The organism is Chromohalobacter sp. 48-RD10 (genome assembly GCF_029889785.1).
Taxonomy (GTDB): Bacteria; Pseudomonadota; Gammaproteobacteria; order Pseudomonadales; family Halomonadaceae; genus Chromohalobacter.
The window spans coordinates 1-20,200 of the sequence record NZ_JARANX010000006.1 but is presented as its reverse complement, the minus strand read 5'-3'; the positions used below and the strand labels follow the sequence as shown (position 1 = coordinate 20,200).

The 20,200-nt window shown below is 60.8% G+C and carries 19 protein-coding genes; 15 read left to right on the top strand and 4 right to left on the bottom strand.

Annotated features, from left to right (window positions below; all coding sequences use genetic code 11):
* Positions 1 to 101: 101 nt before the first annotated feature.
* The 7 genes from nrdR (at position 102) to OP496_RS08500 (ending at position 5,729) form a co-directional block, all read left to right on the top strand.
* Complete coding sequence (nrdR, locus tag OP496_RS08530) at positions 102 to 587, top strand: transcriptional regulator NrdR (RefSeq protein WP_280563163.1); 486 nt, start codon at positions 102 to 104, stop codon at positions 585 to 587.
* A gap of 40 nt (positions 588 to 627) precedes the next feature.
* Positions 628 to 1,794, top strand: coding sequence for a bifunctional diaminohydroxyphosphoribosylaminopyrimidine deaminase/5-amino-6-(5-phosphoribosylamino)uracil reductase RibD (gene ribD / locus OP496_RS08525; RefSeq protein WP_280563162.1), 1,167 nt, complete (start codon positions 628 to 630; stop codon positions 1,792 to 1,794).
* Between the two features lie 176 nt (positions 1,795 to 1,970).
* Entirely contained in the window at positions 1,971 to 3,131 is a 1,161-nt protein-coding gene (gene ribBA, locus OP496_RS08520; RefSeq protein WP_280563161.1) for a bifunctional 3,4-dihydroxy-2-butanone-4-phosphate synthase/GTP cyclohydrolase II, read from the top strand.
* A 187-nt stretch (positions 3,132 to 3,318) separates the two neighbouring features.
* Entirely contained in the window at positions 3,319 to 3,801 is a 483-nt protein-coding gene (gene ribE, locus OP496_RS08515; RefSeq protein WP_280563160.1) for a 6,7-dimethyl-8-ribityllumazine synthase, read from the top strand.
* A complete protein-coding gene (gene nusB, locus OP496_RS08510; protein ID WP_280563159.1) occupies positions 3,798 to 4,298 on the top strand; it encodes a transcription antitermination factor NusB in 501 nt (166 codons plus the stop codon). The genes ribE and nusB overlap by 4 nt, the downstream gene beginning before the upstream one ends.
* Before the next feature lies 1 nt (position 4,299).
* Complete coding sequence (gene thiL, locus OP496_RS08505; RefSeq protein WP_280563158.1) at positions 4,300 to 5,259, top strand: thiamine-phosphate kinase; 960 nt, start codon at positions 4,300 to 4,302, stop codon at positions 5,257 to 5,259.
* Positions 5,256 to 5,729, top strand: a complete 474-nt coding sequence (locus OP496_RS08500) for a phosphatidylglycerophosphatase A (protein WP_178999825.1) — start codon at positions 5,256 to 5,258, stop codon at positions 5,727 to 5,729. Before thiL ends, OP496_RS08500 begins: the two co-directional genes overlap by 4 nt.
* 239 nt (positions 5,730 to 5,968) lie before the next feature.
* Here the strand turns inward: OP496_RS08500 and mqo are convergent, their stop codons facing one another.
* Both mqo and OP496_RS08490 read right to left on the bottom strand, forming a co-directional pair.
* Entirely contained in the window at positions 5,969 to 7,495 is a 1,527-nt protein-coding gene (mqo, locus tag OP496_RS08495; RefSeq protein ID WP_280563156.1) for a malate dehydrogenase (quinone), read from the bottom strand.
* A gap of 200 nt (positions 7,496 to 7,695) precedes the next feature.
* Positions 7,696 to 8,352: an HAD family hydrolase gene (locus OP496_RS08490; protein WP_280563154.1), complete on the bottom strand. Its 657-nt coding sequence runs from the start codon at positions 8,350 to 8,352 to the stop codon at positions 7,696 to 7,698.
* A gap of 165 nt (positions 8,353 to 8,517) precedes the next feature.
* Here OP496_RS08490 and OP496_RS08485 point away from each other — a divergent pair, with 165 nt between their 5' ends.
* On the top strand, positions 8,518 to 9,015 hold the full coding sequence (locus tag OP496_RS08485; protein WP_280563153.1) for an RNA pyrophosphohydrolase: 498 nt from the start codon (positions 8,518 to 8,520) through the stop codon (positions 9,013 to 9,015).
* Positions 9,016 to 9,133: 118 nt separating this feature from the next.
* Entirely contained in the window at positions 9,134 to 11,395 is a 2,262-nt protein-coding gene (gene ptsP / locus OP496_RS08480) for a phosphoenolpyruvate--protein phosphotransferase (protein WP_280563152.1), read from the top strand.
* A gap of 41 nt (positions 11,396 to 11,436) precedes the next feature.
* Here ptsP and OP496_RS08475 read toward each other — a convergent pair whose 3' ends face one another.
* On the bottom strand, positions 11,437 to 12,219 hold the full coding sequence (locus OP496_RS08475; RefSeq protein ID WP_280563151.1) for an NRDE family protein: 783 nt from the start codon (positions 12,217 to 12,219) through the stop codon (positions 11,437 to 11,439).
* Positions 12,220 to 12,369: 150 nt separating this feature from the next.
* Between OP496_RS08475 and OP496_RS08470 the strand changes: the two genes are divergently transcribed.
* The 6 genes from OP496_RS08470 to OP496_RS08445 all read left to right on the top strand — a co-directional run bounded on the left by OP496_RS08470 (position 12,370) and on the right by OP496_RS08445 (position 19,253).
* A complete protein-coding gene (locus OP496_RS08470) occupies positions 12,370 to 14,424 on the top strand; it encodes a response regulator (protein ID WP_280563150.1) in 2,055 nt (684 codons plus the stop codon).
* A gap of 85 nt (positions 14,425 to 14,509) precedes the next feature.
* Entirely contained in the window at positions 14,510 to 15,316 is an 807-nt protein-coding gene (gene lgt / locus OP496_RS08465) for a prolipoprotein diacylglyceryl transferase (RefSeq protein WP_280563148.1), read from the top strand.
* 63 nt (positions 15,317 to 15,379) lie between these two features.
* Complete coding sequence (locus OP496_RS08460) at positions 15,380 to 16,174, top strand: thymidylate synthase (RefSeq protein WP_280563147.1); 795 nt, start codon at positions 15,380 to 15,382, stop codon at positions 16,172 to 16,174.
* Positions 16,171 to 16,707: a dihydrofolate reductase gene (locus OP496_RS08455; protein ID WP_280563145.1), complete on the top strand. Its 537-nt coding sequence runs from the start codon at positions 16,171 to 16,173 to the stop codon at positions 16,705 to 16,707. Before OP496_RS08460 ends, OP496_RS08455 begins: the two co-directional genes overlap by 4 nt.
* 139 nt (positions 16,708 to 16,846) lie before the next feature.
* Positions 16,847 to 17,620, top strand: a complete 774-nt coding sequence (locus tag OP496_RS08450; protein WP_280563143.1) for a ProQ/FINO family protein — start codon at positions 16,847 to 16,849, stop codon at positions 17,618 to 17,620.
* Between the two features lie 475 nt (positions 17,621 to 18,095).
* Entirely contained in the window at positions 18,096 to 19,253 is a 1,158-nt protein-coding gene (locus tag OP496_RS08445; protein WP_280563141.1) for a porin, read from the top strand.
* Between the two features lie 165 nt (positions 19,254 to 19,418).
* On the opposite strand, the gene OP496_RS08440 is transcribed toward OP496_RS08445, so the two are convergent.
* Positions 19,419 to 19,577, bottom strand: a complete 159-nt coding sequence (locus OP496_RS08440; RefSeq protein WP_280563139.1) for a hypothetical protein — start codon at positions 19,575 to 19,577, stop codon at positions 19,419 to 19,421.
* Between the last annotated feature and the right edge of the window lie 623 nt (positions 19,578 to 20,200).

Sequence of the window (20,200 nt, the reverse complement as noted above, 5' to 3'; positions counted from 1 at the left end):
TTGGCGTGGTGACAACGCGCAAGCGAGTTTCCGCGTGGCGCGGGGAAGGCTACAATGTCGGTCAATCTCAATGACAACGACTCAACTGCGGACGCTCCACGATGCACTGCCCCTTTTGTGGAAAGTATGACACCAAGGTGACCGATTCGCGCCTCGTGGCCGAGGGGGATCAGGTGCGGCGGCGGCGCCAGTGCAATGACTGCGGCGAACGCTTCACCACCTACGAGACGGCGGAACTGGTCATGCCCCGCGTGATCAAGGGCGATGGCTCGCGAGAAACCTTCGATGAACGCAAGTTGCGCGCTGGTATGTTACGCGCATTGGAAAAACGCCCGGTCAGCGCCGAATCCATTGAGGCGGCGGTCGAGCGTATCCGTCAGCGCCTACGTGCCCGTGGTGATCGTGAATTGGAGGCGCGCGAGGTCGGCGAGGAGGTCATGCGCTCGCTGACACGGCTCGATCAGGTCGCCTACATTCGCTTCGCCTCCGTCTATCGACGCTTCCAGGACCTCGACGAGTTTCGCGCCGAAATCGACCGCCTGGCGCAAGAGCCCAGCTTTGTGCCCGACGATAATGATCAGCGCTGACCTCGATACGCACCGACTCGAATCGCTCATGGAGTGACTCATGACACAGGACGCCGCCGTGTCGGCGCTATCTCACGAAGCGTGCATGTCGCGCGCGCTGCAACTCGCCCGGCGGGGCTGCTATACCACGCATCCCAATCCGCGCGTCGGCTGCGTGGTGGTGCGTCAGGGGCGCATCGTCGGGGAGGGCTATCATACACGTGCCGGTGAACCTCACGCCGAGGTTCACGCCTTGCGAGCCGCTGGCGAGACGGCGCGAGGCGCCACGGTCTATGTCACGCTGGAGCCTTGTTCCCATCACGGTCGCACGCCGCCTTGTGCCCAGGCGCTGATCGAAGCCGGCGTGAGCCGGGTCGTGGTGGCCGTACTCGATCCCAATCCGCAAGTGGCCGGACGTGGCGTGGCAATGCTGCGTGAGGCAGGTATTGGGGTCGAGGTGGGCTGCCTGGAAACCGATGCCGAAGCGCTCAATGTCGGCTTCGTCAAGCGCATGCGCGAGGGGTTGCCGTTCGTACGCTTGAAGATGGCGATGAGCCTGGACGGCCGCACCGCCATGGCCAGCGGTGAGTCGCAATGGATTACCGGAGCAAGCGCGCGTACCGAAGTGCAACGCTTGCGGGCGCGCTCGAGCGCGGTGATGACCGGGGTCGATTCAGTCCTTTTCGATAATTCGCGTCTCACGGTGCGTGCCGCGCAGCTCGAGCTGGACGGTGCTGAAGCGATCGCCGAGCGCCAGCCGCTGCGTGTCGTGGTCGACTCGCGGCTGCGCTTGCCGGTAGCGGCGGCGTGCTTGCGCGAGCCGGGGCGCACCTTGGTGGCGACCGTTTCGCCAGATGAGGCGCGACGCGCGACGCTGGAACAGGCCGGGGCTGAGGTGCTCGTCCTCCCCGAAGCGGCCGAAGGGCGCGTCGATCTACGCGCCTTAATAGCGCATCTGGCGGAGCGCGAGCAATGCAACGAGGTGTTGCTCGAAACCGGCGCGACGCTGGCCGGTGCCATGCTCGATATCGGCGCCATTGATGAGATGCACCTGTTCGTGGCACCGACGCTATTGGGGGGCGAGGCACGCCCGCTTTTTGCGTTACCGGGGCTCGAACGCATGGCGCAGCAGCGTCCGTTGCAAATCGACGACATCCGCGCCGTGGGGTGTGATTGGCGCATCGTCGCGCGACCCTCTCACGAAGACGTTGCACCGGACGACGCCTGAATCGTTGCCCGCCTGGGTGTTGCCACTGGCGCGCAAGCGCGCTTGCAGGTACTCTGGGCGCCGACCTGACTGGGTGTCGAAGAGCGACGACGCCCGCGTCGTGACACCACGACACATCTTATGACGGCGCCGATGACAAGACCGCACCGGCGTACGAGACGAGCATCGGAGACACCATGGCGCTTTCATCCACACAGGGCTTGGCCTCCATCGAAGCCATTGTCGAAGACATTCGTCAGGGCAAGATGGTCATACTCATGGACGATGAGGATCGCGAGAACGAAGGCGATATCATCATGGCCGCCGAGTGCGTCGAGGCTGAGCATATCAACTTCATGGCCCGCCACGCGCGGGGCTTGATTTGCCTGCCGATGACCCGTGAACGCTGCGAGCGTCTCGAGTTGCCGTTGATGGTGCGCGACAACGGTTCCGGCTTTGGCACCAAGTTCACCGTCTCAATCGAGGCTGCACGCGGTGTCTCCACGGGTATTTCTGCCTCCGATCGCGCGCGCACGGTGCGCGCCGCGGCGGCGCGCGACGCCGTCGCGGCGGATATCGTCCAGCCCGGGCATATATTTCCGCTGATGGCCGAGCCGGGCGGCGTGCTGCGTCGTGCTGGGCATACCGAAGCCGCTTGCGATCTGTCGACCATGGCTGGGTTCGAGGCCAGCGGCGTGATCTGCGAAGTGATGAACGACGACGGCAGCATGGCGCGCCGTGACGAACTGGAGCGCTTTGCCGTCGAGCACGGCATCAAGGTCGGTACGATCGCCGACCTGATCCATTATCGGATCCACCACGAGCGTACCGTCGAGGAAGTAGAGCGCACGGTCGTCGACACGGCATTCGGCGAGTTGACGCTACACGTCTTCCATGACCGGATTCAAAATGCCCACCATCTAGCGCTGGTGAAAGGCTCACCGCACAGTGAGACACCGACCACTGTGCGCGTGCATATCGCCGATACGCTGCGCGATCTGCTGATGTTGAGCAAGCCGGAGAGCCACAGTTGGACGGCGTCCAGCGCCTTGGCGCAGATCGCCGAAGCAGACGCCGGGGTCTTCGTGCTGCTCGACGATGGTCGGCCGCGTCTCGACCTCAAGGACCAGCTCGACGTGCTGTTGTCGCGCAAGCCGGCGCCGCGCTCGAGTGCCTCCGACGGTGCCGGCAATTATCTGACCATCGGCACCGGATCGCAGATTCTGCGCCAATTGGGCGTCGGGCAAATGCGTCTTTTGAGCTCGCCGTGGAAGTTCTCCGCGCTGTCCGGTTTCGATCTCGAGGTCGTCGAACGCGTGGGTGGCGATACCCCCGAGAGCGATCAGCCGGTAGAATAAGTCTTTCATTCATTCGTCTGCCGGGCCCATGGGCGCCGGCGGCCGCGCGTGCCGGTGCAGAAAATCGTTCCTTGGCGGTGGCGGTACCACGCGCCATGTCGAAGTGAGCGATCGCTTTACTGGCATGCACTGACATAGCTGATATATCGTGCGCGAAATATCGCGCATTCAGACCCGGGATTTGACAATGCAACCGATCTCTCAAGTCGAGGGTGGCTACACCGATGTCGATGGACGTTATGTCATCGTCGTGGGCCGCTTCAATCATCACGTGGTCGATAGCCTGGTGGAAGGGGCGGTGGATAGCCTCGTTCGCCATGGCGTGGACGAAGAAAACGTCGATATCATCCATGTTCCTGGTGCCTGGGAACTGCCATTGGCCGTCAAGCGCGCCGTGCAGGTACTCAAGCCTCATGCCGTTATTGCCCTCGGGGCAGTGATTCGCGGGGGGACCCCCCATTTCGACTACGTGGCAGGCAATTGCAACAGTGCCATGAGTAGCCTGCAATTGGAGCTGAATACTCCTCTCGCCAATGGTGTGCTGACGGTCGATTCCATCGATCAAGCCATCGAACGTGCCGGCACCAAGGCCGGTAACAAGGGCGCCGAGTCGGCCATGGCAGCGATGGAAATGGTCTCGCTGTTCAAGCGTATGGGGGGGGAAGCATGAGCCAATCCCCCCGTGATGCGACCCCGGCCCAGGAGGCGCGCCGTGCGGCGCGTGAGTTGGCGGTGCAGGGTCTCTACCAATGGCAGATGACCGGCAAGTCGATCACGGCGGTGGAGTCGGAGTTTCGCGCACAAATCGCCGATGAAGACCTCGAGGAGCACGAAAACTGGCACAAGGTCATGGGCATCGCTGACCTGGCGCTGTTTCATGAGTTGCTGCACAACGTGGCCGGCGACCGTGAAGCCATCGACAAAACCATCGCGCCGCTGCTCGACCGTCGTCTCGAGGACCTTGACCGCATCGAGCTGGCGATTCTCCGGCTGGGTGCCTATGAGCTCAAGTATCGTCTCGAGGTTCCGTATCGCGTGGTGATCAACGAAGGCATCGAATTGGCCAAGGGCTTCGGCGCCACCGATGGTCACAAGTACGTCAATGGTATTCTCGACAAGTTGGCGAGCCGCTTGCGGAGTGCCGAGGTCGCTGCGCGTCGTCGTTGACATGTTGGGTGAATTCGACATCATCGCGCGTTATTTCGCGACGCCTGATCCGTCCCTGCCAAGCGCCGGTATTACGCTGGGGCCGGGCGATGACTGCGCGCTACTGAGTCCTGCCGCAGGGGCCGAGCTTGCCATGAGCGTGGATACCTCGGTGGCTGACGTGCATTTTCCCGGCGATGCGCCGCCCGAGGCCATTGGGCATCGTGCGCTGGCGGTGGCGCTTTCCGATCTGGCGGCGATGGGCGCGCGACCGCGCGGCTGTCTGATGGCTCTGACGCTGACGCATGCCGAGCCTGCGTGGCTGGAGCGGTTCGCTCAGGGTTTTCGCGATCTTGGCCGACATACGTCGACGCCCTTGATCGGCGGTGATGTCACGCATGGCGCTCTATCCCTCGCTGTCACGGTGATCGGCGATGTGCCTGTTGGTCAGGCGCTGCAGCGGAGTGGCGCGATGCCAGGAGAACGCCTGGCGGTGACCGGTGCGCTGGGTGGCGGCCACGGCGGTTTACGCATGTGGCAGGCCGGAGGCCAGGACCTTGAAGACCCGTTGCTGGCGGCCTATCTGACACCAATACCCCAGCTCGAGGCAGGTCATGCACTACGGGGGGTGGCCTCGGCGGCAGTGGATATCTCGGATGGCCTGCTGGCCGATCTCGGCCACCTTTGTCACGCCTCGGGCGTAGGCGCCTGCCTCGACCCGGCGTGTATTCCTCTGGCGCCGACGCTGGAAATGACGCTGGGTAGCGAAGGTGCCTTGCATGCCGCGCTCAGCGGTGGCGACGATTATCAACTTCTGGTCAGCGTGCCCGACACAGCCTGGGAAGCCGCCCAACGTCGCTGTGCTGATTGTGATGTCACGCTGACCGAGATCGGGCGTGTCGTCGCCGAGCCCGGTATCAGTGGAATTCCCGAAACAATGAAGGGCGCAGGATGGCAGCATTTCACGGGAGGCGGGCCTTGAATCGCTCACCGCGCAGCGTCTGGCGCCGCCCGACCCATTTTCTAGCATTTGGCCTGGGAAGCGGGGCGATCCCGTTCGCGCCAGGCACTTTCGGTACATTGGCCGCAATCCCGTTCTATTGGCTGTTGTCGGGGTTACCTCTCGATTGGTATCTGGGGCTGGTGGGCGTGGCCTCGATCCTGGGCATATGGCTGTGCGAAAAGACCTCGCGCGATTTGGGCGTTCACGATCATTCCGGAATTGTCTGGGATGAATTCGTAGGTTATTGGCTGACCATGGCCGCGGTTCCCTTTTCGTGGGAAGCGGCGCTATGGGGCTTCGTGGTGTTTCGCATGTTCGACATCATCAAGCCGTGGCCGATCCGCTGGGTAGACCGTCACGTGGCAGGGGGCTTCGGGATCATGTTCGATGACGTGCTCGCTGGCGTATATGCCTGGAGTACCATGCATTTGTGGTTCTGGCTGCATTAGGCATTGTCTGAAAACTGTCTGCGCTCGGCCATACTGCGTTAAAAATCAGCTCAAAATGCTCATTTACACCCCGTAAACTCCGCCTTTTCGCTGATTTTTGCCTTGTCTGACCTTCGCTCGTCGACTTTTCAGACAGTGCCTAGCGCTTCTATACGCTCTTTGGCCGTGCCATGAAAAGCGCCTCGATCCGGTAGATCGAGGCGCTTTTCATGGAGTGGTGCGTGTGCGTGGTGCTTGTTTTATGCAACCGGCGCTGGGGCGGGCTGCGCATCGGCGAGCTTGAGTGTGGTGTGCGTGCGGTGACGCACGTCGCGCAGTAGCTGGCCGTTGTCGGCCAAGGTGTCGGCGCGCGCGGGCACGAGCTCATGCAGACGCTGTTGCCAGGTATCGCTGGCAAATTTCTCGGGAAAGCACTGTTCGACGAGATTGATCATGATCGAGGTGGCCGTGGAAGCGCCCGGAGAGGCACCGAGCAGTGCCGCGAGCGACCCGTCGCTGGCGGCCACGACTTCGGTACCGAATTGCAGCACGCCGCCTTTTTCCGGGTCTTTCTTGATGACCTGAACGCGTTGGCCGGCGATCTCGAGGCGCCAGTCCTCGGTTTTGGCCGTGGGGTAAAAGGTGCGTAGCTCGTCGACACGTTGCTCGTGGGAGAGCCGTACCTGATCGATCAAGTACTTGACCAGACTGAAGTTATCGCGTGCCACGGAAAGCATGGGGCTCAGGTTGGAGGAGCGCACGGATCTGGCCAGATCCATTACCGAGCCAGTCTTCAGGAACTTGGTGGTGAAGCCGGCGAAGGGCCCGAACAACAGCGAGGGCGTGCCGTCGACATTGCGCGTATCCAGGTGGGGCACTGACATCGGCGGCGCACCGATGGGGGCCTTGCTGTAGACCTTGGCGTGGTGCCGGGAAACGATCTCCGGCTTGTCGCAACGCAGCCACTGGCCGCTGACCGGAAATCCTGCGTAGCCCTTGCCTTCGGGGATGCCGCTTTTCTGCAGTAGATGCAGTGAGGCACCGCCAGCACCCAGGAACACGAAGCGTGCACGTAGCGTGCGCGTGGTGTGGTCGTTGCCTGCGATCTTGAGGGTCCAACTGCCATCGTCGTTGCGATCCAGATCCTCGACCGTCTGGCCTGTGGTGATGCGTACCTGCTCGTCGGGCTCTTCCTCGAGGCGGGCGAGGAGCTGGCGCGTCAAGGCGCCGAAGTCGACATCGGTACCGTCAGCGACGCGCGTCGCGGCCAACGGTTCGTCGCCCTCGCGCCCGTCCAGTAACAGCGGCGCCCATTCGTCGATGACGCTGCGCTCCTCAGTGTATTCCATTCCCTCGAAACACGGATGCTCGCGCATGGCATGGTAGCGATCGCGCAGGAAGCGGACGTCGTCTGCGCCGCGCACGAAACTCATGTGCGGTACCGGATGCACGAAGCGCGCCGGATCGCCGAGGTTACCCTTTTCGACCAAGTAGCTCCATAGCTGCTTGGACTCCTCGAACAGGGTATTAGTGTGGATGGCCTTGTCGAGCACGATCGAGCCGTCCTCGGCGCGGGGCGTATAGTTGAGTTCGCACAAGCCAGCGTGGCCAGTACCGGCGTTGTTCCAGGCAAACGAACTTTCGCTGGCAGTGGTGTCGAGGCGCTCGATGATCTCGATGCGTGCCTCCGGCTCCAGCTCGTGAAGCAGTGTCGCGAGCGTGGCGCTCATGACGCCTGCGCCCACGAGTACGATGTCTACTGACTCATCCATATGCGTGCCAACCATTCACATAGCCCTTGAGAAGGTGCGTCGGTCAGCCGGCGAGCGGCATCTCGAACTGTAACCGGCGCGATGGAATTCTGCGGTGCATTATAACGCTTTTGACGCGGAAATACTGCCTCCCCAAGCCCGACATTATGACTAATGACAAAGCCATAAGGGATCCCTTTGGCGTCCTGTAAAGGCGCTGCCTGGTCGGCGCATTCTCAATCACGCAGGCTGATGATGCGCCAGCCGCGTTGCTCGGCGGCCTCGCGAAGCGCGGCGTCGGGATCGACGGCGACGGGTTGGTCGACACGCTCGAGGAGCGGCAGGTCGTTGTGTGAGTCGCTGTAGAAACAGGCGCCTTCGAGGGTGGCGTCTTCCTCGGCAAGCCAGGTCTCCAGGCGCGTTACCTTGCCTTCACGGAAACTCGGGGTACCCACCACACGTCCTGTGTAGTGCCCGGCCTGGATTTCGGGGTCGACGGCGATCAGATCATCCACGCCCAGTCGCTCGGCGATGGGGCCGGTGATGAAGCGGTTGGTAGCGGTGATGATCAGTAGCCGATCGCCCTTGGCGCGATGGCGTGCCAGCAGTTCTTCTCCGCGTGTCAGGATGTGCGGTTCGATCTTGCTGGCCATGAACTGTTGATGCCAGGCGGCCAGTTGTTCCGGCGTATTCTCGGCCAATGGCTGTAGCGCCAGAGCCAGGTATTCCATGATGTCGAGATCGCCGCTCTTGTAATCCTGATAGAAGCGCTCGTTGGCATTGCGGTAGGTCGTCGCGTCGACGGCGCCTTGCTCGATGAGGAACTCGCCCCAGGCATGGTCGCTGTCGAGGTCCAGTAGGGTATTGTCGAGATCGAAGATCGCCAGGCTCAAGGAGGACTCCTTGCATCGTGCTGAGTTAACAGGAAGATTACGTGCGGCGTAAAAGGAGATGGATTATCGCAGAGTTACCGAATGTTGCCCACCACGAGGCGTATTGATGCGCTTTCTGGCTTTGTGGAAGAATGGTCTCAACGACTATTCATTAAGGTGATGTCCGTGATCGACGCTGACGGCTTCAGGCCCAACGTTGGTATCATCATTGCCAACCGCAGTGGACAGCTGCTCTGGGCGCGTCGTGTGGGACAGAATGCGTGGCAATTTCCGCAAGGAGGAATCAAGGCGCATGAGACACCGGAACAGGCATTGTATCGGGAGCTCGAGGAAGAAATCGGCTTGACGCCGGAGGATGTCGAGATCCTGGCCTGTACGCGCGGATGGCTGCGCTACCGTCTCCCACGACGCATGGTGAGAACGCGTTCGAGGCCGATATGTATCGGCCAGAAACAGAAGTGGTTCCTGCTCAAGATCCGGTGTCGGGATAGCCGAGTTTGCGTGGATTCTACGCCCAAGCCGGAATTCGATGGCTGGCGCTGGGTCAGTTATTGGTATCCACTGGGGCAGGTCGTGCCTTTTAAACGCGAAGTCTATCGCCGCGCCCTGCGTGAATTGGCGCCGCGCGTTCACCGTTTGGCGAACGAAGAGGGACCCTGCTAGGCGCCGTTCGAGATGTCGCCACCGAGGGCTGATATCACGGGGCGTGCCGAAATGCCCTACGTTAGCCTTGAGACCAACCGTCGCACGCGTGTCGTGACGACAACAAGAAGAAATACCAATGCTCGATGTTCTCCGACGCATCATTCAGGAAGTCAACGGCGCGCGCAGTCTCGAGGCTGCGCTGGCGACCATGGTGCGCCGAATCCGCAAGGCCATGCGCACTGATGTGTGCTCCATCTACCTGTTCGACGTTGAGCGCGACCGCCTGGTGCTCATGGATACGTTGGGCCTGCACAGCGAAGCGGTGGGGCAGGTGAGCATGGGGCTCGGCGAGGGGTTGGTCGGGCTGGTGGGACAACGCGAGGAACCGCTCAATCTCGAAGATGCACCTTCGCACCCTTATTTCCGCTATTTCGCCGAGACGGGCGAGGAACGTTTCTCGAGTTTCCTCGGTGTGCCGATCATCCATCAGCGCCGCATGCTCGGCGTGCTGGTCGTCCAGCAGCAGGCCATGCGGCGTTTCGATGAAGGCGATGAGGCGTTTCTGGTTACCATGGCTGCGCAATTGGCTGGTGTTCTGGCGCACGCCATGGCGACAGGGACACTGACCCGGCTGGCCCAAGCCGATAGCCAGGCGATGTTTTCGGGGGTCGCGGCATCGCCTGGTATGGCGTCGGGAGAACTGGTGGTACTGATGCCGCCGGCGGATCTCAATAGCGTGCCGGATCTGATTCCCACCGATATCGAGTTCGAAGTTACCCGCCTGCACGAAGCGATCGCCAATGTTCGCAAGGAGATCGGCGTCGCGGCGGCACGCTTGGTCAAGCGTATCTCGGCGCAGGAGGTGGCGCTATTCGATGCCTATCAGCAGATGCTGGGCGACGCGGCACTGGGCCAAGAGGTCGAGAAGCGCATCCGCGAAGGTCAGTGGGCACCCGGCGCCCTGGCCGATGTGGTCAAGCGTCATGTGCAATATCTGGAGCGTGTCGACGACAACTACTTGCGCGAGCGAGCCGCCGACATTCGCGATCTGGGGCGCCGCGTGCTCGCCCATCTGCAGGAGGACAGCCCGCGCACGCCGGATACTTACCCCGAGCAGACTATCTTGATCGGCGATGAGTTGAGTGCGGCATCGCTGGGTGAGGTGCCGCGCGACAAGTTGGTGGGGCTGGTGTCGATTCGCGGTTCGAGCACCTCGCATGTCGCTATTCTGGCGCGCGCAATGGGCATTCCGACCGTGCTGGGGATGGTCGATCTACCCTTGCCGAGGCTCAACGGCGCACGGGCGATTCTCGATGGCCATCGCGGTCGCCTGTTCGTGCGCCCCGATGCTGAGCGTGAGCACCATTATGAGACCTTGATCGCCGAGGAGAAGGCCCTCAGCGAGGTGCTTGAGCATGAACAGGATCGCCCCAGCGAGACCTCCGACGGTTACCACATACCCTTGATGGTCAACACCGGGCTGGCCGTGGATGCGGTAGCGTCGCTCAAGTCGCGGGTCAGCGGCGTGGGCCTTTATCGCACCGAAGTGCCATTCATGATGAACGAGCGCTTCCCTAGCGAGCAGGAACAGACGCGGCTTTACCACGATCAGCTCGAAAGTTTCGCGCCGTTGCCGGTGGTGATGCGCACGCTGGACATCGGTGGCGACAAGGACCTGCCGTACTTCCCCATCGACGAGGCCAACCCCTTTCTGGGATGGCGCGGGATCCGTGTGACGCTCGATCACCCGGAAGTGTTGATGGTCCAGTTGCGCGCCATGCTGCGCGCCTCAGTGGGGCTCGATAACCTTTGCATCCTGTTGCCGATGATCTCGAGCATCGAAGAAGTCGATACCGCGCTCAAGCTCATCGACCGGGCCCATCGGGAACTGACCGAGGAGGGCGTCAAGCTGGCGCGTCCCCAGGTCGGCGTAATGATCGAGGTGCCGGGAACGCTTTATCAGCTCGATGCGCTGGCCGCCCGCGTCGATTTCTTCTCGGTGGGCAGTAACGATCTCACCCAATATCTGCTGGCGGTGGATCGCAATAATCCGCGTGTAGCGAGCCTCTATGATGCCTGCCACCCTGCCGTACTGGGCGCCTTATCGCATCTTGCCATCGAGTCGCGACGCTTGCAGGTGCCAGCCTCGGTATGCGGTGAACTGGCCGGCGACCCCGCTGGCGCCATGCTGCTGATGGGCATGGGCTTCGAGGCGCTCTCCATGAATGCCCCTAGTTTGTCTCGCGTGCGCGCGGCGATCCGGCGTGTTTCTCTCGCAGACGCGCGGACGTTGCTCGATGAAACGCTGGCGTTGCCCACTACTGCGGCGGTGCGAGCACACCTGCGTCGACGAATGGGTGAGTGGAAGCTGGCCCATTTGCTGCCTCCCGACGACTGAGTCTTGGCAGAGTGCACTCTACACTTGGTTAGAATGGTTCGTCAGGACTGGGTGACGCCCGCCAAGGCGAGTGAATGCCAGCGGCTGCCATGCGCGGCGCCGTTCGGGCCGAAGCGCGATTCCTGCAATTCAATGCTGGTGGGGCGCCATTCCACGAGTGTCGTGGCGCGGGTGCCGTAGCGCTGTCCTCGAATGAAGATCGGTGACAGGAAACTTTCCATTTCCATGCCCACGCCGGTATCCGGTAGGTCCAGTGTCGGCGCTGACCGGGTATCGTGCATCGTGTCCAGCGCGGGCGCCTGCCAAGGGGGCTGCTTCAGTGCACGTGCGAAGCCGTCCCGAGCGCGGACCACTTTCGGCCACGGCGTATCCAGGGTGGCATTGGAAAGTCCGTGCACGCCGGGCGAGACTTGGGAGAGCGTCGTGCCTGCCGGACCATGGTGAACGTGGAGTAGCGTGACGCCGTCGCAGTAGAGCAGATTGAACCAGTCATAGGTCTGTGCCTCGCTCGCCACGAGGGACTCGAGCCAGGCGAGCGGTGTTTCGTGCGTCAGTGCCTGGTAAGGCAGGGTGCCTCGACTGGGTCGTGAGGGCGGCGCTTTAGCGTGCGCGTCGCGGACATTGGTCACTGCCGCGAAGCGTCCCGTTTGCGATGCCGCCAACCAAGTGCCTCCGGCACGCAGATCACGACCGCCGACGAGGGCTGGTGCGTCCGGCCATACGGCCAGCGCTCGTGTTGGGCGGGTGTGAGTTTCATCGCGGTTGGCGGCCAGACGCAGGGGCGTGTCGCTGCCTGGGCGCCAGTCGAAGACGATCAAACACATGTCATATTTCTCTCGACAAAGGCTTTCGTGGACGTCGCTATCGCGAAGATGATGGCGCCAGCGTAACGCGCCATGCCGAGGCCCGCACGTGCCATGACAGTCGGTAAGCGAGCGCGTACACTCGCTGCATCGTCACGAGCAGGGTAGGGAATGCACAAAGCCGCGACTCCTTCGAGCCCCCATCGTTCGCGCTGGAAAGCGTTGCTGTGGCCGCTGTTGCTGGCCGAGATAGGCTTCACGCTGGTGTGCCTGGGCGCCGGAGCGTTGATCTGGCAGGCGAGTGATCGTCGTGAATCGGAAGATGCGCTGGCGCGTCTGCAGGCCTCGCATAGTGTCTACGCACGCCAGTTGGACGCTCGCTTGACCGCCCAGCAGCAGCATCTTGTGATGCTTGCGCGTGGCTCGCGGCGCATTCTGCAGTCGATGGACGAGAATACCTCGACTTCCCCGAGTGTCTCTCCGGTACTGCCGGCCGTGCTGTCGCACGACGATACCGAGCGGCTGTTGACGAGGCTGCTCGATGATTATGATGGCACGGATGTCTTGGTCACTCGCCTCTTTGTATTGCCGGTGGGCATGCGCGATTTCAGCGTCTCCGAGTCGCAGGATAATATCGATAGTGACCTTCCTCCTTATCAGCGAAAACGCGTCTCTGACGATGCGGAAAACGTAACCTGGTGGATTGGAGCCCAAACGCCATCAGGACGCTTGGTTGCCACCCGCGATGTCGTGTGGAACGAACGTTACCTTGCGCGGGTGGGTATGGAAATTTCCCTGCCACGGTTGAAGCGTTTGATTCGTGATGAGACGGGCAACACTGGGGAGCACTGGTTGGTCGACGGCGCCGGGAATGCCTTGATGCGCGATGATGCTTCCCGCGTGTTGCCGGATGCCGCGGGGCGTTATGGGATGCAGTGGCTGGAAGAGGGGCGCCGGGCGTTGATCTGGGACACGCTCCCCGGCACCGGGTGGCGGTTGGTAAGTCGCCTAAGTCTGTCTGACGATAGTGCCTGGCAGCAGGCACTGCCATGGCTGAGTATCGGCTTGATCCTCGGCAATGTGCTGATTTTTGCGGGCTTCGTGACCGTGCTCTATTGGCGGTTGCAGCGCGAGGAGGATGCCTGGCGGGCCGCGCTGGGCCGGATCGCCGGTTGGCTCCCCCATCCGCAGGACGATACGCCCGACATCACTGCTGTCTCGCCGACCACCTTGAATGCCCTGTTGACGCGTCTCGAGCCGCAATTGGGGGCGCGCGCACCGGACTATGTCTGGGACATGCCCGCCTGGCTCCATACCCTGCAACTACCGGCCTTGCTGACCGAGGGCGATGCCATTGTGACCCTGAATCCCTCCCTGGCGCGATTGCTCGGCGAGCGTCCTGAGGCGTTGCGCGACATTCTGCTGGCCGAGTGGTTGAAACCGCGACTCGTCGATGAACAACGGCGCCGGGTGCGGGTTACCGATACCGGGGGAGGAACGCGAGAATATCGCCTCGAATGCCTGGTCGTACGTGATGAACACTCCGTCTGGGCGTTGATCGACCAGACCGAGACCGGGGAGACCTTGCACCGCTTGCGTCTGGCCCGTGACCAGGCGCGCGAAGATGCGCGCCTCAAGACGGGCTATCTGTCGCATCTGCGCCAGGAACTCGAGGCCTGCGTTAAAACGCTGACCTCGCTTCCCGGGACCGAGGCGCCGCATTCCCCACTGCAGAGGGAGGCGCTGCGACGACGCCTGGAAGATGCCATGCTATTGCTCGATACCCTGGCGGAGGACAAGCCGGCGTCCGAGGCGGATTCAAGCGATACTCGTCCCTGGGTGCTGATCGTCGATGATGGCCCTGTCAATACGCTGCTGGCATGTAGCGTGCTCGAGCGTCAGGGCTGTCATGTCGAGACCGCTACGAATGGTGAGGAAGCGCTGGCGCTGGCCGAGCGTCAGGCGTTCGATCTGGTCTTCATGGACATCTATATGCCGACCCTCGATGGCATGGAAACCAGTCGCCGCTGGCGTCGCTTGGAGCGTCGTCTGGCGCGGCGGCATGCCAGCGTGCTGGTGGCGTTGACCGCCAATGTCACCGAAGCCAGTCGAGACGCCTTTCTGAAGGCGGGCATGGATGACTGCCTGGCCAAGCCTTACCGCCCCGGCGACCTGGTCGCGATGGTGCGCCGTTGGGTGGGCAGAGGCGAGGCGTCCGAGACGTAGCCGGTGCTATGCGTCGTTGCCGCTCGGCAGCGGTTGTCGTAAGGTGTCGGGCCCACGTCGCCCAGAACGTATGCAAGGAGAACGCATGCTCAGTTACCCTGATATCGACCCCATCGCCATCGCCTTGGGGCCCCTCAAGGTGCATTGGTACGGGCTGATGTATGTCATTGGTTTCGTGGGGGCCTGGTGGCTGGGGCGCAAGCGCGCCGCTCGCATCGGTCTCAAGGCGGACGATATCGGCGACTTGCTGTTCTATGGCGCGCTGGGTGTCGTGCTTGGCGGGCGCATAGGGTATGCGATCTTCTATGGTTTCGAACGCCTGATGGACAATCCATTATGGATCTTCCAAGTCTGGGATGGCGGCATGAGCTTCCATGGTGGCCTGGTGGGTGTCTTGATTGCCGCTGGCTTGTTTGCGCGCAAGCATCGCTTGGCGTTCTTCCAATTGACCGATTTCGTGGCACCGATGGTGCCGATCGGCCTGGGAGCCGGACGCATCGGCAACTTCATCAATCATGAATTACCCGGGCGTGTGACCGACGTGCCCTGGGCGCTGGTGTATCCCGGTCTCGGCCCTGAGGGACGTCATCCCTCGCCGCTTTATGAGTTCGCGCTGGAAGGCGTGGTGATGTTCGTCGTGCTGTGGTGGGTCTCTAGCCAGCCGCGTCGGCGTGGTATGATATCCGGTTTGTTTCTGTTGCTTTACGCGGTGTTTCGCTTCTCGGTCGAATTCGTGCGTCAGCCCGACCCACAGCTAGGTTTCATCGCCTTCGGCTGGCTGACCATGGGCCAGCTGTTGACCGTCCCCATGGCTTTGGCCGGTATCGCCTTGATGGTCTGGTCGCGTCGGCAGCCCGTCGACGACGCGCGTGAAGCGCCGTCGGCAGCGTGAGCGGCCAGGTGTCCAATTCCGGCGCGGCATTACCGCGCCTTCATCGTTCAACGTTCGGATGACATGCAGCCTTATCTCGATTTGATGCGCCATGTGCTCGACAATGGCGTGGAAAAAAGTGACCGCACCGGGACCGGGACGCGCAGCGTTTTCGGTCATCAGATGCGCTTCGACCTGGCCGACGGCTTCCCGCTGGTAACCACCAAGAAGCTCCACTTGCGCTCCATCATCCATGAGTTGCTGTGGTTCCTGCGCGGTGACACCAATATTGCCTATCTCAAGGAAAATAATGTCCGTATCTGGGATGCATGGGCCGACGAGAACGGCGACCTGGGGCCGGTTTACGGCTATCAGTGGCGCAGTTGGCCGCGTCCGGATGGGGGGCATGTCGATCAAATCGCCAATGTCATCGAGCAGATCAAGCGTCACCCCGATTCGCGCCGATTGATCGTCTCCGCCTGGAACCCTGCGCTGGTCGATGACATGGCGCTGCCACCATGCCATGCCTTGTTTCAGTTCTATGTCGCCGATGGCCGGTTGTCGTGCCAGCTTTACCAGCGCAGCGCCGATATCTTCCTTGGGGTGCCATTCAACATTGCCAGCTACGCGCTACTCACGCAGATGATCGCGCAGGCGTGCGGCCTGGCGCCGGGCGAGTTCATTCATACCCTGGGCGATGCACACCTCTACCTCAATCATCTCGATCAGGCGCGCCTTCAATTGAGTCGCGCGCCGCGTCCACGCCCGCGCCTGGTGCTCAATCCCGAAATCACGAATGTGTTCGATTTTACCTTCGAGGATATCGCCATCGAGGATTATGATCCCCACCCGCATATCAAGGCGGAGGTCGCCATATGAGCGAGCCCACGAACGCCTATGTCGATACGGTGGTGCCCATCGCCCTGGTGGCGGCGATGTCGCGCGAACGTGTCATCGGTGTCGATAACAAAATGCCGTGGCACCTGCCGGAAGACCTCAAGTTCTTCAAGAGTGTGACCATGAACAAACCGCTGGTCATGGGGCGCAAGACGTTCGAGTCCATCGGTCGACCGTTGCCGGGACGCCTGAATATCGTTGTCACGCGTGATCGTGACTATTTCCATGACGGAATCAGCGTGTGCCATGATCTGGCCAGTGCTCTCGAGATGGCCGATAGCCACGCCATTATCGAGGGTGTCGAGGATATCTGCGTGATCGGCGGTGGTGAGATATTTACCCAGACCCTGGCCTGTGCTTCGCGCTTGTATCTGACGGAAGTCGATCTGGACGTTGATGGCGACGCCTGGTTTCCCGCGTTCGACACGGTGCATTGGAAGGAAACCGAACGCGTGCCCGGGCAGAGCGGCGACGGCAAGCCCGACTACACGTTCGTGCATTACGAGCGGCGGTGAGGTTGCCAGCGCGGCGAAGCTGGCACAGACTTACCCGGTAGCCCGCATGGGCCGGGCCTGTCTACCGTGTCGATATGATATCGATACTTAGACGATTCGAGGCCCAGCGTTCGTTCAAGGCAATCAGGGAGTGCACGTCTTGCTGACCGACCACGCAGACGCCCTGTTCAGGGCATTGGAACATCAAGCCGAGGCCTGTCGGGCCAATCTCGAGGCCGCTCGTGGGCAGGTAGCGGCGCTCGAGTCGGAAAACCGTGCCCTGCGTGAGCGCCTCCTGGCGCTTGCCGAGCTGGAGCCCGACGAGACCGAGACACCCGCTACCCAGGCGGAGTTGCCCGACGCTGGCGCGAAAGCTAGGGGGTTGGGACCCATCGCATTTCGTGGTCCGCGTCGGTCGGCGGGAAAAGTCACCGGAGATCATGCGTCTTCCGCCTCTGCCTCCTCGTCAGACGATCACAGCAAGGACGCCGGCCATGCGGAGAGCAAGACCCCGCAGGCTCACCTGGCACTGGGCGCGGAACATGAGCCGCCTTCTCCCCAGTCGTTGCTGGCACAGTGGTACCAGCGCTATCCGGAAACCTTCTTCAAGGGGCACACTCAGCCGCTCAAGACGGGCATTCATCTCGACCTGGTCGCGCGCGAGCCCTGGCCGGAGAAGCTCGTGCGTCGCGCCCTGGCGTGCTACGTGCACTTGCCGCGCTACCTCAAGGCGGTACGTGCCGATGCGGTGCGGGTAGATCTCGACGGCCAGGCGGCAGGCACCGTGACCGAGGGCGAGGAACGTCATGCCCGCAAGCAGCTCGATGAACTCACGAAGAAGCAGAAAAAACAGCAGAAACAGCACAACGAGCGCCAGGAGTCCGAGCAGCTAGAGCGCAAGTTGAGCCAGTTGCTCGCCAAGCACGGTCGATGACCGTAGGCTGAAAGCATTGAAAAAGAGGGGCACAAGCCCCTTTTTTCTTGCCATGTTTGTCAGCATCGGATGGGGATTATCTTCGTGTTATGCGACTTTTGTAGTAAAACTTGTCTTTATGGCGGATTGCCCCTTGCCAGAGAGAGCCTTGAATCGTAAAGATGAGTACGTCGCTGGCGTCATGCCAATGTCATATTGGTGGCGTAAAGTGGCTTTCAGGCCTTTCAGGGCCGGCTCACGGGGAGATGATCTTGACCGAATCGACAGGAAGCGCGGAAGGAAAACAGTGTTTTTTTCTTGTTGCGTTCTCCAAAAGACCGGTATATGGTTTCCTTGCGAGCATTGGATAACAACAAGGCTTTACGGACTCGTCGCGGTCTTGCTTTGGCAAACCGCTGAATAAACAAGCCGAGCCTAAAGCCGACTGCATTTGCAGACACGATCGAACAGTAAGCTAGTTAAGGAATTTATCGCGATGAAAAAGACACTCTTAGCGACTGCCGTTGCCGGTGCCCTGGGCGCCTCCGCTGGTGTTGCACAGGCTGCCACCATCTACAATCAAGACGGCACACAGCTCGACCTGTACGGCAACATCCAGATTGCCTACAAGTCTGTAGATAATATTGACGGCAGCTCCGAAGACGAGCTGTTCGACAACGGCTCTACCGTCGGCTTCTCCGGTCAGCACATCATCAATCCGGGCCTGACCGGCTACTTCAAGGCCGAATTCGAGCATAACGCTGATGAGCAGAGCGAAGGTGGTCTAGAGACTACTGACCAGGCCTACCTGGGCTTGAAGGGTAACTTCGGTGATGCCCGTATCGGTACTTGGGATCCGTTGATCGACGACTGGATCCAAGATCCGGTCTCCAACTACGAATACTTCGACGTTACTGACTCCACATCCGATTTGGGCAATGCCTATGGTGAAGACTACGGTCTGAACGCTGCCGATGATCGTGAAGGTGACAAACTTCAGTATGTCTCGCCGTCACTGGGGGGCCTGCAATTCGCTGTCGGTACGCAGTACAAGGGTGATGCCGAAGATGAATTCGGTGGTAGTGATGACTTTGATGGAAGCTACGAGAACCAAGGTTCGAATGCTTCCTTCTTCGGTGGTCTGAAATATACTGCGGGTGCGTTCTCCGTCGCGGCTGTCTATGATGATCTCGACAATTACTCGCTTGAAAGCACTGATGATAACGGTAATGACATCGAAGCCAAGGCTTATGGTCTGAACGCGCAGTACACCATGGACTCACTGCGTGTTTCCGCCAAGGTCGAAAACACCGACGTCGATTATGGCGGTGAAAGCGGCGACATCATGCGTTATGCCTTGGGCGCTCGTTATGGCTACGGCTTCGGTGATGTCTACGGTTCCTATCAGCGCGTCGACGCCGACAAAGAAGTCGCTGCTGTAGCCAACCCGTCTGGCTATACAGATACCGAGAGTGGCCATACCATTACTGACGCTGACGGTACCTATAACGGCGATGACAGCTTCAACGAATTCGTCGTGGGTGCCACCTACAACCTGTCACCGGCGATGTATACCTTCGTTGAGTACGCACAGTATGATCGTGAAAACGACTTCGGTGACGGTGTTTCCGTGGGTGCTCTCTACAGCTTCTAAGCTGTCGATGCCCCAGCGATTTTGAAGATCGCACAGAAAAGAAGCCGGCTCATGATGAGCCGGCTTTTTAATGGGTATCCGTAAGATTTGATACTTTTTATTAAGAATATGTACTGAAATGGCAGGATGCTACGTCTCGGCTTCCATGGGTGCTTCCAAGGATGATTACGCCAGAATCCGGCGGGCATCGTCGCGTCTTTCTTCATGCCAGGTACTGGATGCCGGGATCTCGACATGGGCGCCCATTCCTTTCAGCCACCAGAGTGTCTGCTGATCGTCCGGCAATGTGACGCTGAGTAGTTGTCCACCGTGCGAGTTTCTCATCCTTCAATACTTGTCCTGGTTATCTTCGGTATTCACTTTCTTGCGTGCGGTATACGGCGCCAGCAGCGTCACCAGTCCCTTACGCATACCGAACTCCTATGCACATTGAAGTGTATGCAAGGAGTATCGAGGTAAGAAGCGACAATGGGTGTCGCAGTTCGGCACCGGAACGATATGTTCGTCGGGGAATGGGGAAGGAGGTGTTGGGGCCGCGTAAACGCGACCCCAACTGAGGTTGGTTTAAATCTGGCCCAAGAGCTGCATATCGTCGTGCAAGTTGTCTGGGACGTCCTTGAGAAGGACCAGATTTAGCTCTTTAGAGCCCTCACGCTGGGCTACACTCTCCCCCAAAGTACTGTTGATCTCATCGGGGCTCAGTGTATACATGGAGCCCGTCAGTGGATCCACGATCAACCAGCCAATGAGGCCGCCGAAGAGAATGTTCCCCCCGATATACCAGCCGTTGGGTGAACTGGAAATAGAGATGGCCCGTGATTCGTAGCCGTCTTTACTCCTGGATTCATAGAATAACCGCAGCACTTTGGACCGCCAGGTAGAGGAAGGAGGGCCAGCGCCGGTACCCTCTCGACTTTACCGACCAAAGTGAAGCAGAGAATGGGATA

Coding starts and splice junctions, on each gene's coding strand:
- OP496_RS08445 (WP_280563141.1), top strand. CDS start 18,096: ATGAAAAAGACACTCTTAGCGACTGCCGTTGCCGGTGCCCTGGGCGCC.
- OP496_RS08440 (WP_280563139.1), bottom strand. CDS start 19,577: ATGAGAAACTCGCACGGTGGACAACTACTCAGCGTCACATTGCCGGAC.
- ribE (WP_280563160.1), top strand. CDS start 3,319: ATGCAACCGATCTCTCAAGTCGAGGGTGGCTACACCGATGTCGATGGA.
- ribBA (WP_280563161.1), top strand. CDS start 1,971: ATGGCGCTTTCATCCACACAGGGCTTGGCCTCCATCGAAGCCATTGTC.
- thiL (WP_280563158.1), top strand. CDS start 4,300: ATGTTGGGTGAATTCGACATCATCGCGCGTTATTTCGCGACGCCTGAT.
- ptsP (WP_280563152.1), top strand. CDS start 9,134: ATGCTCGATGTTCTCCGACGCATCATTCAGGAAGTCAACGGCGCGCGC.
- OP496_RS08460 (WP_280563147.1), top strand. CDS start 15,380: ATGCAGCCTTATCTCGATTTGATGCGCCATGTGCTCGACAATGGCGTG.
- ribD (WP_280563162.1), top strand. CDS start 628: ATGACACAGGACGCCGCCGTGTCGGCGCTATCTCACGAAGCGTGCATG.
- mqo (WP_280563156.1), bottom strand. CDS start 7,495: ATGGTTGGCACGCATATGGATGAGTCAGTAGACATCGTACTCGTGGGC.
- OP496_RS08455 (WP_280563145.1), top strand. CDS start 16,171: ATGAGCGAGCCCACGAACGCCTATGTCGATACGGTGGTGCCCATCGCC.
- nusB (WP_280563159.1), top strand. CDS start 3,798: ATGAGCCAATCCCCCCGTGATGCGACCCCGGCCCAGGAGGCGCGCCGT.
- nrdR (WP_280563163.1), top strand. CDS start 102: ATGCACTGCCCCTTTTGTGGAAAGTATGACACCAAGGTGACCGATTCG.
- OP496_RS08470 (WP_280563150.1), top strand. CDS start 12,370: ATGCACAAAGCCGCGACTCCTTCGAGCCCCCATCGTTCGCGCTGGAAA.
- lgt (WP_280563148.1), top strand. CDS start 14,510: ATGCTCAGTTACCCTGATATCGACCCCATCGCCATCGCCTTGGGGCCC.
- OP496_RS08475 (WP_280563151.1), bottom strand. CDS start 12,219: ATGTGTTTGATCGTCTTCGACTGGCGCCCAGGCAGCGACACGCCCCTG.